16 protein-coding genes are annotated in these 18,734 nt (G+C 35.9%); 7 read left to right on the forward strand and 9 right to left on the reverse strand.

Annotation, left to right across the window (positions count from 1 at the left end; translation table 11 throughout):
* Nucleotide 1: 1 nt before the first annotated feature.
* The 3 genes from K7G93_RS01450 to K7G93_RS01460 all read right to left on the reverse strand — a co-directional run bounded on the left by K7G93_RS01450 (nucleotide 2) and on the right by K7G93_RS01460 (nucleotide 2,655).
* Nucleotides 2-613, reverse strand: a complete 612-nt coding sequence (locus K7G93_RS01450) for a TIGR04211 family SH3 domain-containing protein (protein ID WP_049216333.1) — start codon at nucleotides 611-613, stop codon at nucleotides 2-4.
* Between the two features lie 70 nt (nucleotides 614-683).
* Nucleotides 684-1,946, reverse strand: a complete 1,263-nt coding sequence (locus tag K7G93_RS01455; RefSeq protein ID WP_049216332.1) for an inorganic phosphate transporter — start codon at nucleotides 1,944-1,946, stop codon at nucleotides 684-686.
* Nucleotides 1,947-1,974: 28 nt separating this feature from the next.
* Nucleotides 1,975-2,655 (reverse strand): TIGR00153 family protein, encoded by a 681-nt coding sequence (locus K7G93_RS01460; RefSeq protein WP_049216331.1) that lies wholly within the window; start codon nucleotides 2,653-2,655, stop codon nucleotides 1,975-1,977.
* Nucleotides 2,656-2,830: 175 nt separating this feature from the next.
* On the opposite strand from K7G93_RS01460, the gene K7G93_RS01465 reads away from it, so the two are divergent.
* The 7 genes from K7G93_RS01465 to serS all read left to right on the forward strand — a co-directional run bounded on the left by K7G93_RS01465 (nucleotide 2,831) and on the right by serS (nucleotide 12,147).
* Entirely contained in the window at nucleotides 2,831-3,904 is a 1,074-nt protein-coding gene (locus K7G93_RS01465) for a CYTH domain-containing protein (RefSeq protein WP_226690307.1), read from the forward strand.
* 3 nt (nucleotides 3,905-3,907) lie between these two features.
* The gene (gene radA / locus K7G93_RS01470) at nucleotides 3,908-5,287 is read left to right on the forward strand and encodes a DNA repair protein RadA (protein ID WP_049216329.1); all 1,380 of its coding nucleotides are present in this window, start codon (nucleotides 3,908-3,910) and stop codon (nucleotides 5,285-5,287) included.
* Between the two features lie 60 nt (nucleotides 5,288-5,347).
* Nucleotides 5,348-5,827, forward strand: coding sequence for a leucine-responsive transcriptional regulator Lrp (gene lrp, locus K7G93_RS01475; protein WP_082303084.1), 480 nt, complete (start codon nucleotides 5,348-5,350; stop codon nucleotides 5,825-5,827).
* Nucleotides 5,828-5,831: 4 nt separating this feature from the next.
* Entirely contained in the window at nucleotides 5,832-8,630 is a 2,799-nt protein-coding gene (locus K7G93_RS01480; protein ID WP_226690308.1) for a DNA translocase FtsK, read from the forward strand.
* Nucleotides 8,631-8,640: 10 nt separating this feature from the next.
* Nucleotides 8,641-9,258, forward strand: coding sequence for an outer membrane lipoprotein periplasmic chaperone LolA (lolA, locus tag K7G93_RS01485; protein ID WP_226690309.1), 618 nt, complete (start codon nucleotides 8,641-8,643; stop codon nucleotides 9,256-9,258).
* Between the two features lie 13 nt (nucleotides 9,259-9,271).
* The gene (locus tag K7G93_RS01490; protein WP_226690310.1) at nucleotides 9,272-10,609 is read left to right on the forward strand and encodes a replication-associated recombination protein A; all 1,338 of its coding nucleotides are present in this window, start codon (nucleotides 9,272-9,274) and stop codon (nucleotides 10,607-10,609) included.
* 248 nt (nucleotides 10,610-10,857) lie between these two features.
* Nucleotides 10,858-12,147: a serine--tRNA ligase gene (gene serS, locus K7G93_RS01495; RefSeq protein ID WP_049216324.1), complete on the forward strand. Its 1,290-nt coding sequence runs from the start codon at nucleotides 10,858-10,860 to the stop codon at nucleotides 12,145-12,147.
* A 141-nt stretch (nucleotides 12,148-12,288) separates the two neighbouring features.
* Here the strand turns inward: serS and cdd are convergent, their stop codons facing one another.
* From cdd to potA, 6 genes are all read right to left on the reverse strand, one after another.
* The gene (cdd, locus tag K7G93_RS01500; protein WP_191134978.1) at nucleotides 12,289-13,185 is read right to left on the reverse strand and encodes a cytidine deaminase; all 897 of its coding nucleotides are present in this window, start codon (nucleotides 13,183-13,185) and stop codon (nucleotides 12,289-12,291) included.
* A 103-nt stretch (nucleotides 13,186-13,288) separates the two neighbouring features.
* Nucleotides 13,289-14,338: an extracellular solute-binding protein gene (locus K7G93_RS01505; protein WP_226690311.1), complete on the reverse strand. Its 1,050-nt coding sequence runs from the start codon at nucleotides 14,336-14,338 to the stop codon at nucleotides 13,289-13,291.
* A gap of 252 nt (nucleotides 14,339-14,590) precedes the next feature.
* Complete coding sequence (locus K7G93_RS01510) at nucleotides 14,591-15,637, reverse strand: extracellular solute-binding protein (protein ID WP_049216321.1); 1,047 nt, start codon at nucleotides 15,635-15,637, stop codon at nucleotides 14,591-14,593.
* A 126-nt stretch (nucleotides 15,638-15,763) separates the two neighbouring features.
* A complete protein-coding gene (potC, locus tag K7G93_RS01515) occupies nucleotides 15,764-16,531 on the reverse strand; it encodes a spermidine/putrescine ABC transporter permease PotC (protein WP_049216320.1) in 768 nt (255 codons plus the stop codon).
* Complete coding sequence (potB, locus tag K7G93_RS01520; RefSeq protein ID WP_049216319.1) at nucleotides 16,531-17,385, reverse strand: spermidine/putrescine ABC transporter permease PotB; 855 nt, start codon at nucleotides 17,383-17,385, stop codon at nucleotides 16,531-16,533. The genes potC and potB overlap by 1 nt, the downstream gene beginning before the upstream one ends.
* Entirely contained in the window at nucleotides 17,375-18,487 is a 1,113-nt protein-coding gene (gene potA / locus K7G93_RS01525) for a spermidine/putrescine ABC transporter ATP-binding protein PotA (protein ID WP_160531467.1), read from the reverse strand. The genes potB and potA overlap by 11 nt, the downstream gene beginning before the upstream one ends.
* Nucleotides 18,488-18,734: the final 247 nt, after the last annotated feature.

Genomic DNA, 18,734 nt, shown 5'->3' on the forward strand with positions numbered 1-18,734 from the left:
GTTATGCCCAACCATTATTACGACGGCGTTTTGGTAAAATTAATGGGATGATCAAACCTAGTAAGAGACCAACACCAAGTACAGAACCACCATAAATGAACCATTGAATTGCAATTTCACGTTTTCCCGCATCAAGCATCGCTTCAAGATCACGATTTTTATTTTTAGTAATTTCTAATTCTCGTTTTAATTGAGAATTTTGTTCTAATAGTTGGCTACTTTGTTGTTCCGCTTGATTTGCTCTACGCTGCATTTCACTAGTACGCTGCTGCCAATCGCTGTCTAAGCGATTCAATTTCATTGTCAACTCTTGAATCTGTGTTTTTAATTTGGGATTTTCTTCTTTACTACTAGGTGTTGATGTTAACTCACTAGTGAGGATCCAAGCATCACGATTTTTACTATCGCGGATTAAGCTGTATTTATCTTTTTGATCTAATACTGTCACAGGTTCACCCGCACGAATTGCGCCTGCAATTTTGTATTGCTCACCTGCACCTTTACGTAGAAATGTAGTTAAATTCTCAGTAACATATTTTGTTTCGGCATGAGCCAATTGGATGGATACACCGAGAAAAAGACAAGAAAGTAAGACTTTAGTGATTTTCTGCATAAAACAATATCCTATATAAATCAATAACAAAAGAAAAGTGCGGCAAAATATCACCGCACTTTAATCAAGATTAGTGGAAAATAAAGCTTAACACATAATAAATGATAATGGCGAATAATGCACCAGCTGGTAGTGTAACAATCCAAGAGGCAATAATATTACGGATAACATTTAAGTTTAATGCTGCAATCCCACGTGCAAAACCAACACCCAATACTGCGCCTACTAGGGTTTGAGTTGTTGAAATAGGCAAGCCTGTACCTGAAGCGAGAACAACAGTAATTGCAGTGGCAAATTGTGCGGCAAACCCACGACTTGGCGTTAAATCAGTAATACCTGTACCAATTGTTGCCATGACTTTATATCCCATCACAATAAGACCAACTACGATACCTAATGCACCTAAAGGTAGTATCCACCAAGCAAGTTGTGTTTTTGGTAAGATTTGTCCACCATGTTCAACAATTGAAACAACTGCCGAAAGCGGTCCAATTGCATTTGCTACATCATTTGAGCCATGCGCAAATGCCATAGCACAAGCAGTTAATAACATTAATATACTAAATACTTTTTCTACTGCACCAAATGTACCTTTTTGAACTTTTTGAATGAAATTTGGACTTCTAAAATAGAAATGGCAAATGGCGATAGAAATAATACCTACAATTAAAGAGATTAAAAAGACTTCAAAACCATTTAAGTGTAAGCCAATATGTTTTAATCCTTTAGTGAGAGTAACAATACACAAAATAAATGAAGTTAATCCCATGTAATATGGTCCATATTTTTGTGCATTTTTGAGTGGTTCATCTGTATCAAAAATTAATTTTTGAGTGCTGGCAAAAATACCATAAGCCACAATACCAGCAATTACAGGAGTAATAAACCAGCTACCAACAATATTCTTAATTGTGCCCCATTCAACGGCCTCTTTACCTACAGTAACACAAGCAAAGCCAACAACAGCACCCACAATAGAGTGAGTTGTTGATACTGGCCAGCCCATGCGAGAGGCTATTAATAACCATAGCCCAGAAGCAAATAATGCTGCCATCATACCTAATACTAAAATATCAGGAGTAGCAGCAAATTGCATTGGATCGATAATACCACTTTTGATTGTTTCTGTGACTTCTCCGCCAGCTAAATAAGCACCAGCAGACTCAAAAATCATTGCAATGATAATGGCTTGCTTTGCAGTAATAGTACCTGAGCCAACAGAAGTTCCCATTGCGTTAGAGACATCATTAGCACCAATACCGAATGCCATAAAAAAACCAAAAATCGCAGTGATAAGAACGAGCACAGTACCATATTGATTAAGTAGTTCCATTTTTTGTTCTTCCTATTAAACCGATGGGTTATGAACGAGCTAACATTAATTCTATCCGTGAGCCTACGCGTTGAGCTTGATCTGCTAAGACGCCAACCCATTCAAGTGTTTTATATAAAAACATCACATCAATTGGGTTATAGCGAGATTCAATACTAAGCAGCATTTTTCTTAAATGAATTTGCATTTGATCTGTATCATCTTCAATTGCATCAAGTTCATTGATCATGCGATTCACTAGATCAAGCTCTCGTCCTTTGAAGCCAGTTTCAAGTAATTGCTCCATTTCATCGATCACACGGTGTGCTTGTACAATTGAATCTAGACTACGTTTTAAGTATTTTTCAAATTCAGGTTGCATTTCTTCTGGAATTGCAAAATGACGACCGATCATTCGACCTGAGATGTCTTTGGCAAAATTAGCTAATTTATCTTGTTGAGTGACTAATTCAAGTAAATCTGTGCGATCAATTGGCATGAATAAGCCGCGAGGCAATTTCAAACGAATTTCTCGTTTTAATGTGTCTGCTTGACGCTCACATTCTGAAATTTTAGCGCGTAATTCTTCAGCTTTATCCCATTCGCCACGAAACGTGTGTTCAAAGAAGGGAATAAGCAAATTACAGCATTCAGTCACTTTTTCTGAGTGTTTTTGCAACGGCTTTAACGGCGAATGTGCAAATAATCCAAGGATATTATTAATTGCCATAAGATAGCTCCCAAATAGAGATTAATGTATTTTTCACGCGAATCTTACCTTATGTCAGCTAAAAATTCACGATTTTAATCGAAAAAGTTCAGTATTTATTAGATAATGCAGAAATTAAACGCTTTTTATATAACTGATGAAGTTTATAATTTATTGAAATAAAAGGTTTTTTATAATGAGTAATGAAGTAGAGCTTAAATTAGCCGTAGAACCTAATTTTATTAATTTTTTACATCAAAAAATAACGGGTTTTCGTTTGTTAGGAAATGAAAAGCAATTTTTGGGTAATTGTTATTATGACACCCCAGAACATTTATTAGCAAAACAAAAAATGGGTTTACGAGTACGGCAGCAGAACGGGCAATATACCTTAACATTAAAAACCGATGGTGAAGTAAAAGGCGGATTACATATTCGCCCAGAATATAATGTTACTTTACCAAATGCGGAGCCTGATTTAGCTTTGCTCGTTAAAAAGTGCGGTGTGGATGTGGAAAATTTGGCACAATTTAAGCTACAGCCTATTTTTAGTACTGACTTTGAACGTCAATCATGGTTGATTGAATGTGGAACGCACACAGTGATTGAAATTGCTTTTGATTTAGGACAAATAAAAGCGAATGACAAACAAGTGCCTATTTCTGAAGTCGAGTTTGAATTAAAGTCAGGTAATATAAGTGACTTACTAGATTTTGTGGCAGGCTTAGAGTTAGAAGGAAATGTGCGTTTAAGTGGGGCATCAAAAGCCAAGAGAGGCTATGCATTAGTTTATGCACAACAACCAGTCGAAGTCACTCATTGGTTAGAAAAATGGCGCGAGTTTTTACAAGTTGAACAAAGTACACATAATCCTATAGATAAGCTCAGTGCACTTTTTCAATTAGAACAAGCTTTAATTGACGAAACTTTTGCTATAGAGAGTAGCTATTTTAATGTGGATTTTTTACGTACTGTAGAACGCATTGGCGTATTTTTTAATTTGTATCATTATTACATTGATCAAACAGCTCTATTAGAAACAATTTTTAATCAAAGACAGTCAAAATGTCTCTCAGAAGTGAATGCTAATGTATTAGTAGAACTGTTGGAAAGTAATAATGAACTATTTGTTCAGATTCGTGAGATTATACGTTTTCACAGTGAAACGAAAAACAATCAGATCGCTTTAGAAAAATTAAAACAAGTATTGCAAACTGGGCAATATGTAAAACGTATGATCAATTTAATTTCTTTAACCTTGGAGCATTAATTTATGGCAAAAGCACCTAAAACTGCTTATGTATGCAATGATTGCGGTGCAGAGTTTTCACGTTGGCAAGGACAATGTGCAGCTTGTAAGGCGTGGAATACTATTAGTGAAGTACGTTTAATCTCTGCGAGCACATCCTCTAAAGGGGATCGCTTTAGTGGCTATGCTGGGGAAACTCGTGCCAAAATTCAAACACTTTCAGATATTTCACTACAAGAAACGCCTCGTTTTGCGAGTGGCTTTAATGAATTAGATCGTGTATTAGGCGGTGGTGTGGTACCGGGTAGTGCAATTTTAATTGGTGGACATCCTGGAGCAGGGAAAAGTACGTTATTGTTGCAGGTCATGTGTGGTTTAGCTGAGAAAATGACCGCACTTTATGTGACAGGAGAGGAATCTTTACAACAAGTGGCTATGCGTGCAAAACGTTTGGGATTACCTTCTGATAAATTAAATATGCTTTCTGAAACATCAGTTGAGCAAATTTGTACTTTAGCTGATCAGTTAAAGCCACAAATCATCGTGATCGATTCTATTCAAGTTATGCATTTGGCTGATATTCAATCTTCACCAGGAAGTGTTGCTCAAGTTCGTGAATGCGCTTCATTTTTAACACGTTATGCAAAAACAAGACAAGTTGCGATCGTGATGGTCGGTCATGTGACGAAAGATGGGACTTTAGCTGGGCCTAAAGTATTAGAACATGTGATTGACTGTTCTTTATTATTGGAAGGTGAGGCAGATTCACGTTATCGGACATTACGTAGTCAAAAAAACCGCTTTGGTGCAGTCAATGAATTAGGTGTATTTGCCATGACAGAACAAGGTCTACGAGAAGTGAAAAACCCATCTGCGATTTTTTTAAGCCGTGGTGAAGAACAAACTTCTGGTAGTTCGGTGATGGTTATTTGGGAAGGTACTCGCCCATTGCTAGTGGAGATTCAGGCATTAGTTGATCATTCTATGTTAGCCAATCCACGCCGTGTAGCTGTTGGGTTGGAACAGAATCGTTTAGCATTATTATTGGCAGTATTACATCGACATGGCGGACTACAAATGTCAGATCAAGATGTTTTTGTTAATGTTGTGGGCGGAGTGAAAGTAACGGAAACGAGTGCAGATTTAGCATTATTGTTAGCGCTGATTTCGAGTTTTCGTAACCGTCCATTACCACAAGATTTGGTCGTATTTGGCGAAGTGGGGTTAGCGGGTGAAATTCGCCCTGTACCGAGTGGGCAAGAACGTATTAGTGAGGCGGCTAAACATGGTTTTAAACGCGCTATCGTACCATTCGCTAATCGTCCTAAAAATGCATTACAAAATATGGAAGTATTTACAGTGAAAAAATTATCTGATGCATTGACTATATTAGATAATTTTTAAATATCATAGTATGATCTGACTTAATATTAAGATTGAAAACTACAATAAAGGATATCGCCGATGGAAAAGAAATTGATAAAAGCGCTTGATAGTATTGATATAAAAATTCTAGATGAATTACAACGCAATGGTAAAATTTCAAATATAGATTTGTCTAAAAAAGTAGGGTTATCACCTACGCCTTGCTTAGAACGTGTAAAACGCCTAGAAAAACAGGGCGTGATTATGGGGTATCGTGCCTTACTAAATCCTGAATTACTAGATTCACCGTTATTAGTTATTGTCGAGATTACGTTGATTCGAGGTAAACCTGATGTATTTGAAGAGTTTAACGCAGCAGTACAACAACTTGATGAAATCCAAGAATGTCATTTAGTATCAGGTGATTTTGATTATTTATTAAAAACACGTGTAGCAGATATGGCGGCTTATCGTAAATTACTCGGGACAACATTATTACGGCTACCTGGTGTAAATGACACCCGTACTTATGTGGTGATGGAAGAAGTAAAACAAACTAACTTTTTACAACTTAAATAAGACAATGATTAAACGAATTTCTGAAAAATTTACACCTAAGCAGTATTTGTTTGAGTTTTTCTTTATCTTGACTACATTTTTTGCGCTTTATTTGATTGCTGCGTGGTCAAGTTACTCGCCTTTAGATAATTCATGGGCATCTTCAAGCTATATTGGACATACAATCAATAAAACAGGCGCTTTGGGGGCTTGGTTAATTGATCTGTTTTTTGTACTATTTGGACATATTGGACACCTTATTCCTTTCGTGATTTTAATCACTTCGCTTTATTTTTTACGTAATAAAAAAAACAAACAATTTAATATATTACGTTTCAGTTTTAGCGTATTCGGCTTTGTCGTTTTTTTATGTGGGGCTTGCGTTCTCGCTACGTTATTACTAACAAATTCACCGTATTATTTAGCTGGAGGGGTTCTTGGCGGCAGTTTAGTAACGGTATTTTTTCCTTTATTAGATTTTGTTGGCTTGATGTTATCTGGTGTTGCATTAACTTTACTTGGATTTATGTTGTGCTCTGGTTCCTCATTGATTCGTTTATTTGTTAGTTTCTTTAATTGGTTAACGATGAAAACTGATGATAAAACACGACAAAATGATATTCAGTCCTTACCAATGCAACAAGATTTAGACTTACAACATACTGATTTAGAAGAGAAAGAGACTAATAATCTATCGGATCTAATTGAAGAAATATCAATTGAAGAAGTGCCGACAGTTGAAACGACAGCACCTGATTTAGTGAACATTGAAAATTTTATTAATATTAATGGAGTAAATACTGAGCAAGCTACAGTAGCGGTGTCGCAATCAACATTAAATTCTGATGTTGAGTTTGATAATCTTGAAAATGCCCAACTTGGTGGGTATGCAGTTGAGCAGGATCTTTCATTGCCAACAGTAAGTGTACAAAATGAATATAATGTTCCACCTTTTTCAGTAACAATACCTGAACCTACATCTCCTGTGGTTGAAGAATTGCCTGAAAATGTGAGTGATTTTTCATCTGACATAACTGAAATACCAACAGTCTCTTTATCTCCACTTTCAGATAAGATTTCGCAAAATTTGACCGCACTTAATGATGAGCAAGAGAGTGATTTAGCGCGGCAATTTGCAGTGCAAGAACAGCAAAGATTGGATGAAATGGCATTACGTGCAAAAGAAATAAATGCAGAAGATGCACTTCAAGCGATTTTTACAGAACCTTCATTACAAGATGTTAATTTAGCACCAACTGCACCACTCTATAAATCTTATGCGGATTCTCTAATTCATCCTGCATTACAGCAAAAAGTGACGACTAAAGCTAAACCAACAACACCAATGCCTAGTTTGGAATTATTAGAGCATCGTCCAAGTCAGGCACATCGTATTACTCAGGAGGAAATTCTTGAAATATCGCAACGGATTGAACATCAATTACGGAATTTTGGTGTAAAAGCTACTGTCAGAGATGTGTTAGTCGGTCCTGTTGTTACTCGTTATGAACTTGAGTTACAACCTGGTGTCAAAGCTGCGAAAGTGACAAGTATTGATACAGATTTAGCACGAGCATTAATGTTTCGTTCAATTCGTGTTGCAGAAGTTATCCCAGGTAAACCTTATATTGGGATTGAGACACCGAATATTAATCGTCAAATGGTGACTTTACGCGAGGTCCTAGATAGTGAGGAATTCCGACAATCAAAATCGTTACTCTCAATGGCATTAGGCAAAGATATTAGTGGTAAACCCGTAGTGGTTGATCTTGCTAAAATGCCGCATTTGTTAGTGGCTGGTTCAACAGGATCTGGGAAATCAGTTGGAGTCAATACGATGATTTTAAGTTTACTTTTCAGAGTGAAGCCTGAAGAAGTAAAATTTATTATGATTGATCCTAAAGTCGTTGAATTATCTATTTATGATGGTATCCCTCACTTGCTGACAGAAGTCGTGACAGACATGAAGAAAGCAGCAAATGCATTACGTTGGTGTGTTGATGAGATGGAGCGCCGTTATCAATTACTTTCTGCATTACGTGTACGCAATATTGAAGGCTATAACGAAAAAATAGATGAATATGAAGCCATGAATATGCCAATTCCGAATCCATTGTGGAGACCAGGGGATACAATGGATGCATTGCCCCCTCCATTGGAGAAATTAAGCTATATTGTGGTGATTGTCGATGAATTTGCCGATTTGATGATGGTAGCGGGTAAACAAGTAGAAGAGCTGATAGCACGTTTAGCTCAAAAAGCACGTGCTATTGGAATTCATTTAATTTTAGCAACACAACGTCCATCAGTAGATGTTATTACAGGATTAATTAAAGCTAATATTCCAAGTCGGATTGCTTTTACCGTGGCAAGTAAAATTGACTCTCGTACTATTTTGGATCAAGTTGGTGCAGAAGCATTACTTGGACGTGGTGATATGTTGTATTCAGGAGCTGGATCTTCTGATTTAGTTCGTGTGCATGGTGCTTTTATGAGTGATGATGAGGTTGCTCGCGTTGTTGATGATTGGAAGGCACGAGGCAAACCAACTTATATAGAAGGGATTTTAGACGGATCAGATGATGATGAAGCTGATTCGCAAAAGTCAACAACAGATTCGGATGATTTAGATGATTTATTTGATGAGGTCGTTGAATTTGTTACCAGCACGGGTAATACTTCAACTTCATATGTACAACGTAAATTTAAAGTCGGTTTTAATCGAGCTGCACGTATTATGGATCAACTTGAAGAACAAGGGATCGTTTCGCCAATGCAAAACGGTAAACGTGAAATATTAGCACGACGTTCTTCTGATTTTTAAGGAAATCAATATGCAAAAAATTTTGTTAAAAACAATCGCACTTATTGCTACCTGTTTTAGTTGTTTAGTTTGGGCTGATGCTACTAGTGAGCTGCAACAGCGTTTGGCGAAAGTCAATGTCTTAAGTGCAGATTATACGCAAACTGTGAGTACCGCTGATGGAAAAAATGTACAACAGGGAAGTGGTAAAATTCAAATTAAACGACCTAATTTATTTCGTATGGATAATAAAGAGCCACAGGAAAGCCAAATTATTTCTGATGGTAAAACATTGTGGTTTTATGACCCTTTTGTTGAACAAGTCACTGCGAATTGGGTAAAAGAAGCGGTGAATAATACACCTTTTGTGTTACTTACGAGCGACGATAATAGCCATTGGACGCAATATTCGGTTGAACAAAAAGCAGATACTTTTATTCTAAAGCCAAAAGCTAAGAATAGTAATATTAAACAATTTGATATTCGTATTGATAGTGAGGGAATATTACGTAATTTCAGTACTATTGAAAAAGATGGGCAGTCAAATTTATACGTATTACGCAATATTACTAACCAACCTTTAACTGACAGTTTATTTAAATTTACTGTACCAAAAGGCGTAGAATTAGACGATCAGCGTAAAAAATAAATAGGAATAGTTTATGTCTAACTTGAGTCTTGATTTTACGCACGATGATTTCCGCCCTCTTGCTGCAAGAATGCGTCCAACAACGCTTGAACAATATTGTGGTCAAACGCATTTAATTGGTGCAGGAAAACCTTTGCGTAAAGCGCTCCAATCTGGACATATTCATTCAATAATATTGTGGGGACCACCTGGAACTGGAAAAACTACGCTTGCCGAGATTATCGCACAACACATTCAGGCGGAAGTAGAACGCATTTCTGCTGTAACTAGTGGTGTAAAAGAAATTAGAGAGGCAATTGAACGAGCTAAACAAAATCGTTTAACAGATAGACGCACAATTCTTTTTGTAGATGAAGTGCATCGTTTCAATAAAAGCCAGCAAGATGCTTTCTTACCTCATATTGAAGATGGCACTATTATTTTTATCGGTGCAACGACTGAAAATCCGTCTTTTGAATTAAATAGTGCGCTCTTATCTCGTGCTCGAGTATATATTTTAAAGCCTCTTACTACTTCTGATATTACTCAGGTTCTTCAACAGGCTTTGAAAGATGACGTTCGGGGATTGGGAAAAGAACACATTGTTTTAGCCCCGAATTTACTTGAGACGTTGGCTGAATATGTGAATGGTGATGCTCGTTTGGCATTAAATAGCCTTGAGTTAATGGTTGACATGGCGGAAGAAAATACAAATGGAAAAGTGTTAGATCATACTTTATTAAAAGAAGTGTTGGGGGAACGCCAAGCCCGCTTTGATAAACAAGGTGATCGTTTTTATGATTTGATTTCAGCACTACATAAATCTGTGCGAGGTTCTTCACCAGATGCAGCATTATATTGGTATGCAAGAATTATTACTGCTGGTGGTGATCCTCTCTATGTTGCAAGACGCCTATTAGCTATTGCTTCAGAAGACGTGGGAAACGCAGATCCTAAAGCGATGCAAGTTGCACTTGCTGCTTGGGACTGTTTCACTCGTGTTGGTGTAGCTGAAGGCGAAAGAGCGATTGCACAGGCTATCATTTATCTTGCGGTGGCACCAAAAAGTAATGCAGTGTATGCCGCGTTTAATCAAGCAAAAAAGCAAGCAAAAGAATTACCTGATTATGATGTTCCAGTACATTTGCGTAATGCACCGACTAAGTTGATGAAAGAGCTTGGTTATGGGGCGGAATATCGTTATGCTCATGATGAGGTTAATGCTTATGCGGCAGGCGAAAATTATTTTCCTGAAGCTCTCAAAGATACACAATACTATTTTCCAACTAATAGAGGTATGGAAATTAAAATCAAAGAGAAACTTGACTGGCTTCGACAACAAGATCAAACGAGCCAGAAAAAACGTTATTAAAATATATTGGATTGACAAGTTTTGTTAGCCATAACTTGCATATCCTCATATCCTCATATCCTCATATCCTCATATCCTCATTATGTGTTTACAAGAAGTTGGCTTTATTCTTGATATTGTTTACTTTTAATCTCATACGCTTTGATTTTAAACTGGTTTATTCATGTAATTCGATCTAAAATACTTCAATCAATTTTATGCAAAAGTGCGGTTAATTCCGTCTAAATTTTAATCAAAGTAGGTAAAAAATGATCGATCCAAATCTATTGCGTAATAATCTTGCAGACGTGGCTGAGAAATTAAAAATTAAACGTAATTTTGTATTAGATATTGCGCTGTTAACAGAGCTTGAAGAGCAACGTAAAACATTGCAAGTGAAAACAGAAACTTTACAAGCAGAACGTAATGCGCGTTCAAAAAATATAGGTCAAGCAAAAGCGCGTGGTGAGGATATTTCAGCTTTATTAGCAGAAGTTGATCATATGGGGATTGAATTAAGTACAACTAAAGCTAAATTAGATGACGTATTAGCCGAAATTAATCAAATCGCTTTGACTATCCCTAATTTACCAGCAGATGAAGTGCCTTTAGGTAAAGATGAGAATGACAATTTAGAGGTGCTACGCTGGGGAAATCCCAAAAATTTTGATTTTGATGTAAAAGATCATGTGTCATTAGGTGAAGCACTTGGTGGTTTAGATTTTGCGGCAGGTGCGAAATTAAGTGGTTCTCGTTTTGCTGTAATGAAAGCCCAAATAGCTAAATTACATCGAGCTTTATCACAGTTTATGTTGGACTTGCATACGGAGCAACATGGTTATACAGAAACTTATGTGCCTTATCTAGTCAATCATGCGACACTATATGGAACAGGTCAGTTGCCAAAATTTGGAGAAGATTTATTCCATACTCAAGCTTTAGAAGGACAGCAACCTTATGCGCTCATTCCAACCGCAGAAGTACCTGTAACTAACTTAGTACGTGATGAAATTTTGGACGAAACTGATTTGCCATTAAAAATGACTGCACATACGCCTTGTTTTCGTTCTGAAGCAGGCTCTTATGGGCGTGATACTCGAGGCCTCATTCGTATGCACCAATTTGATAAAGTTGAGTTAGTTCAAATTGTTGCGCCAGAAACTTCTATGGATGCTTTAGAAGAACTTACAGGGCAAGCTGAAAAAGTATTACAATTATTAGAATTACCATACCGTAAAGTCTTATTATGTACAGGAGATATGGGCTTTGGGGCTTGTAAAACTTATGATTTAGAAGTGTGGTTACCTGCACAAAATACATATCGTGAAATTTCGTCTTGTTCAAATATGTGGGATTTCCAAGCTCGTCGTATGCAAGCACGGTGCCGTTCTAAAGCAGATAAGAAAACACGTTTAGTCCATACTTTAAATGGTTCAGGTCTAGCGGTGGGACGTACTCTTGTAGCTATTTTAGAGAATTACCAAAATGCAGATGGAACGATTACTGTACCGCATGTGTTACGTCCTTATATGAATAATTTAGATATTATTGGCAAATAAATTTTTTACGAGAGAGGAATTTATTCTAGTTGGGCTATATCATTAAAATAAGTAATAATTCAGCCTAATCCTGTTATATGTAAAATGTGGCTAAGATTTTTAGTATTTTAGCCACATTTTTCTTTTTATAGTTATTTTTGACTAGAGAGATACATATTCTAATTTTATATCACAAATACTCTCGATTAAATCCTCACTCATTTTACGATAGCTTAGCGCATTTGCTTGTTCTATCATGACAATGCGTTGAATATTTTCAATTTCCTCTCCATTCAAAAATACATTATTAATAGCGACTTGCAGTGCAGGTAAACTTGGGTTAAATGCAGCGTTTTCTGCATAGCTACCAATAAAGATTTGTTGATTTTCAGTCTGGATTGCAACACCATGATAAGAGTTAGAATAAGGTGCATGAGCCATATTCGCTGCACTGAGAGCTGCTAAAATAACAGGATCATCTGTCTCATAGCTAAGATGATTAGAATGAGCATCTAACAAATGTAGTTCAATATCCAGATTTCTTGGACCAAAAGAGTCTGGTAAATATTTTTGTAGTGGGTTATTTTGACTATGAGGTAAATGAATTTGTAATTCTGAAGCTGAGTTTAGCTCATTCATGAATTGTCTACAGTGACCGCATGGTGTATGGTTTACGACAATATCAGTAAGTGATTTCTCCTTATTTATCCAAGCATATGAAATAGCACTTTGTTCTGCATGGATAGTTTGCTGGATATTACTATCTGAAAATTCTTGATTTGCGCCAAAATAAAAATTACCGCTAATACCAATAGCGACTGCACCAACATAGAAATGTGAAATTGGTGTATGGGAATAGCAAGCTGCAACAGGTAACAATTTTAAGGCCAGTTGCTTATTATCAAGCTGATGTTTCTGGCAAAGATGATTGATAACGAAGTGAGGTAATAAGCCAGTAAAATGCTGCTCCTCTAAAATATGCCATATATCTTCTCCGAGCTGTCTCGGCTCAATAAGATAGGCTGCTTGTTTTATTCTGTCTGAAATATGTTGCTTCATATTATTTCTCCTTGTCTAAATATTTTTGACTATATTAATGTACAAAATGGAAAAGATCTTCATCCCGAAGATCTTTTTGTGATTGAAATCAAGCTATGGTCAATTATTTTGCTGCTTTTAATTTCTGATAATAACTATCGTACAGATCAATGGCATTGTCTACGTCAATTTGCCACTGGCTGCGATCAATTACTTCTTGAGTTAAGAAAGTAGCGTGATCTTCTGTCAATGTTTTGGGAAGACGTTTTAATGCTTCCAAGTTAGATGTTGGATAGCCAATATTTAATGTCAATTTTTCTGACACATCTGCACTTAATAAATAATTAATTAATTTATAAGCATTTTCTGTATTTTTTGCGCTGGAAGGTATAGCTAAATTATCTATCCAGAGCATTGTTCCTTCTTTTGGATAGACCATATCTATTGTTGCTCCTTCATTTTTAGCGATACGTACAGAACCATTCCACAAGAGTCCAATATCTGTTTCACCTGAAATAAAAGTACTTGCTGGATTATCAGAATTGAAAGAGAGAATATTTGAACGTATTTTTAATAATTCTTTATAGGCTTCTTCCAACACAGCAGGATCTTGTGTATTCGGGTCTTTTCCCATTTTTAATAACGCAATATTGAAGAGCTCACGGGGGTCATCAAGCATTTGTATTTTATCTTTAAATTCCACATTCCATAAATCTCCCCAAGATTGAAATTGCTCAGCTTTGTAGTTTGAAGTATTGTAAGCAATTCCTGTTGCACCAAATAGTTGGGGTAGTGAATATTTATTACCTTTGTCATAGGGACGATCAAGCATATTGGGATCAAGCTGTGTTATGACTGGTAGTTTATTGTGATCTAATTCTTTCAGCATCCCTTCTCTGGCCATTTTTGACACAAAATAACTAGTTGGTGCGATGACATCATAGCCACCATCTTTACCAATAGTTTTTAATTTTGCATACATTGTTTCATTTGATTCTAAGCTTGATACAATAACTTTAATTCCAGTTTGTTTTGTGAATTCATCTAATAAACCTTCTGGAACATATTCTGTCCAAGTATAAAGATAAACTTCATTATTATTCGCTGCGTTTACGTAGTTATTTACACTTAGCATCATCATGCCAGTTGTTAAAATACAAGTGAGTTTTTTCATGAATATAGCTCCCATAAAAGGGGATAATGAATGTGTCAGTCAAAATATAGCTAAACTGACCTGAAGATGCCGAATGGATACGGACAGAGATGGATTTTAGGCTAGAAAATACAGATTGTAAATGAATTATTATATGAAATTTATGCTTAAAAATTCATTTGTTGAAAACAGAATGAGATAAGATGAAATAGAGAGAAAGTGCGGTTAAAATTTCAGAATTTTCACCGCACTTTATATAGTATGTAAAACAGATTATTTAGCTGCTTTTAACTGTTGGTAATAGTTTTCGTAATATTCAACAGCATCACCTACATCATCTTGCCAATAGCTATTTTGTAATATTTCTGCTGTTGGATAGATAGCTGGATCTTGTGTAATTTCAATAGGTAGTAGTTTTAGCGCTTCAACATTCGATGTTGGATAGCCAATTTCTTCTGTCAATTGAGCAGATACTTTCGCACTTAATAAATAATTAATTAATTTATGTGCGCCATCAGGATTTTTTGATGTTGCTGGAATTGCTAAAGTATCAACCCAAAGTACTGGTCCTTCTTTTGGAAAAACCATGTCTAAAGGAGCTTGCTCTTTTTTAGCAATACGGACAGAACCGTTCCAAAGTTGGCCTACTTCAACTTCACCAGAGATAAATGAGTTAGCTGGATTATCTGAATTAAACGAAAGTACATTTGGACGTAATTTTAATAATTCTTCATATGCCTGCTTAATAATAGCTGGATCCGTAGTATTTGGATCCTGTCCTAATTTAAGTAGTGCAATATTAAATACTTCACGCGCATCATCAAGTAATTGTACTTTTCCTTTAAACTCAGGCTTCCATAAGTCTCCCCAAGCAGTGAAGTTATCACCTTTATAACTATCTGTGTTATAAGCAATACCAGGTGCTCCTAACAATTGTGGCAATGAATATTTATTACCTTTGTCATAAGGTTTATCTAACCAGTCAGAGTTTAATTCTTTGATAACAGGTAATTTGCTGTGGTCTAGCTCTTTTAGCATACCTTCACGCGACATTTTTGACACAAAATAATTTGATGGTGCGATAACATCATAACCACCCGTTTCACCTTGCGTTTTTAATTTCGCATACATAGTTTCGTTTGATTCCAAACTAGAAACGATGACTTTGATTCCCGTTTCTTTTGTAAACTCATCTAATAAACCATCTGGGACATATTCAGTCCAAGTATAAAGGTAAACAGTGTCATTGGTTGCATGTGCATTAGCAGTTAAGCCAAGTGTCATGATTCCTGCAGTCACAAGACCTGCAAATTTTTTCATTTCTATCATTCTCCTGTTAAGGGTAAACATTCTCTTTGGTAAGAGGTATAAAAAAACGCCTTGTTTGAAGGCAAGGCGTATTCTATTTTGTATTAAGTTGTTTGTGAAGTATTATTTTTACAATACTTATTTTCCTTTTCTGGCGACAACTTGGCTTAAAATCACTAATCCTAATGATAAGATAATCATGATTGTTGCTAAAGCGTTAACTTCAGGAGTCACACCTGTTTTTACTAAAGAGAAAATTTTCAATGGTAAAATTTCATAACTGACTCCACTCACAAATGATGAAACAACAACATCATCTAATGAGATTGTAAAGCTGAGTAACCAACCTGAGATAATTGCAGGCAGTGCAAGTGGGAAAATAATTTTACGTAAAATCGTTACTTCACCTGCTCCAAGATCTTTTGCTGCCTCAAGCATTTTTATATCAAAACCTTTAAGACGTGAAAAGATAGTTACAACTACATAAGGTAAACAGAATGTAATATGGGCTAATAATAATGACAAAAAGCCTAAATTAATGCCAACAATCATGAATAAAGCAAGTAATGATACTGCCATGACGATATCTGGTGACATCATCACGATAAATAGCATGCCACTCACTGCTTGTTTACCACGGAAACGATAGCGATATAAGGCTATTGCTGTTAGACCACCAATAATCGTAGCGATTGTTGCTGCAAAAAAAGCAATCGTTACTGAGTGAATAGCAGCTTGAATGAGCGTATCGTTATTAAATAGTCGTTCATACCATTTCCAGCTAAAGCCTTTCCAAGTTAAACCATAGCGATCATCATTAAACGAGTTTGTCACCAAAATAATAATTGGGATATACAAATAAGCGTATACCACCAGCATAAAAATATTGCGTAGTAATCGGCTCATTATTCCAACTCCATTTTCTTATTCATTAATTTACTTGCTTTGTAGTAAACAAAAATGAGCAATGCCATTAGAATAGTTAAACCAATACTGATCGCGGAACCAAATGGCCAGTTACGCGAAATTAAGAATTCACTCTTAATTACATTACCTACTAGCAGTACTTTTGCGCCACCTAATAAATCAGCGACGTAGAACATTCCCATTGCAGGTAATAAAACTAATAAGCAGCCTGCAATAATACCTGGCATAGTGAGTGGAATAATCACTTTAATAAAACGTTGAAATGCATTTGCTCCTAAATCTTTAGCTGCTTCGAGTAAACGATAATCCAGTTTTTCTATCGCAGCATAGAGCGGTAAAATCATGAATGGCAAAAGTAAGTAAACTAAGCCAATGACTACTGCAACTTCAGTATTTAAAATACGAATTGGTGTATCAATAATACCAAGAGTCATCAAGGTGTTATTGAGAATACCTTTTACTCCTAAAAAGATTTTCATACCATAGATACGAATGAGTGAGTTAGTCCAAAACGGTAACACAACTAAAAAGAGTAAAAATGGTCGATATTTAGGGTTAATTTTTGTTAATAAAAATGCAAAAGGATAACCAATAATTAAACAAACAAGTGTGGCTAGGCCTGACATATACAATGAATTCCACACAACTTGAGCATAAAGTGGCTCAAATAAACGTGTATAGTTTTCAAATGTAAATGGCAATGCATAAAAGTTACTACTATCGCGAGTCAAAAAGCTGACGATAAGTACCAAAATGTTTGGTGCAAGTACAAAGAAGATCAACCAGCCAAAAATGACAGCAATAGTTGATTTTTGGAAAGCATTATTCTTCATCGCTCAACACAACCTCCCAGCCCTCGTGCCATGTTAATGCCACTTTTTGACCTAAAGAGTGATCAATATTAGGATCGTCTTCATTGAAGAATTCACTGACAAGTACTGTCATTCCATTGTGATCTAATGTGATATTGGATTCTAATGTCATGCCTTTGTAGTTACGATCAGCAACGTGACCAATAATTGCTTTTGAGCTTTGATTTTCATCAAGTTCTTCGATCAGAATATCTTCTGGACGGAGTAAAACTTTCAGCTTTTGCTCTGGTGTGACATTAAGGTTTGTATAAATTTCACAAATTCGACCTTCAACATTAGCACGTACACGTTTTTCATCAATACGCTCTAAAACGGTTGCATTAAAGATATTGATTTCACCAATAAATTTAGCAACAAAAAGATTTTTTGGCTCTTCATAAATTTCACGTGGAGAACCATCTTGTTGAATATGCCCTTTACGTAACACGATAATGCGATCAGACATTGTCAGAGCTTCTTCTTGATCGTGTGTGACAAAAATAAATGTGATCCCTAATTTACGTTGCAATGCTTTTAATTCATTTTGCATTTGTTTACGTAATTTATAGTCTAAAGCAGAAAGTGATTCATCAAGTAACAATACTTTTGGTTTATTCACAACAGCACGAGCAATAGCGATACGTTGTTGTTGTCCACCAGATAATTGTGCTGGTTTGCTCTCTGCATATTCTTCAAGTTGAACCATACGTAATGCTTCTAATACACGAGGTTTAATCTCTTCATTAGGTACTTTTTGCATACGTAGACCAAATGCCACATTTTCAAAAATTGTCATATGTGGGAACAGAGCATAACTTTGAAAGACTGTATTGACATGACGATGTTCAGCGGGAATGTTTGTGATGTCTTCGCCGTCAAGAATAATATGACCAGAATCTAATTCTTCTAAGCCTGCAAGCAAACGTAAAACAGTTGTTTTACCACAACCTGAAGGACCAAGAATGGTTAAAAACTCCCCATTATTGATCGTTAAATTAAAGTTTTCAATGATGGTTCTATCACCATAGGACTTAGTAATAGAACGAAGCTCAATAATAGGCTTGTTTTGAACTGAATTTTCCACTAGCTTTGGTTTTCTCCCTAATGTACCAATAATTTAGGTATTGAGTAGAAACAAATGCCAACAGAAAAACTGTTGGCGCTCACGATTAAAAAATAAATGCTAATGATATAGCGATTGTTTAATAAATAAAAGTGATTTTATAAAAAAATTGTAGGAAAAGGGGAGAATGGCTTCACTCAGATAACACACTATTTTATAACTATATTATAACTATATTTTATTATTCAGAAGCGAATAGGTGACTTTG

Origin of the sequence: Pasteurella canis, assembly GCF_020810675.1 — a bacterium.
GTDB classification, from domain to species: Bacteria; Pseudomonadota; Gammaproteobacteria; order Enterobacterales; family Pasteurellaceae; genus Pasteurella; species Pasteurella canis.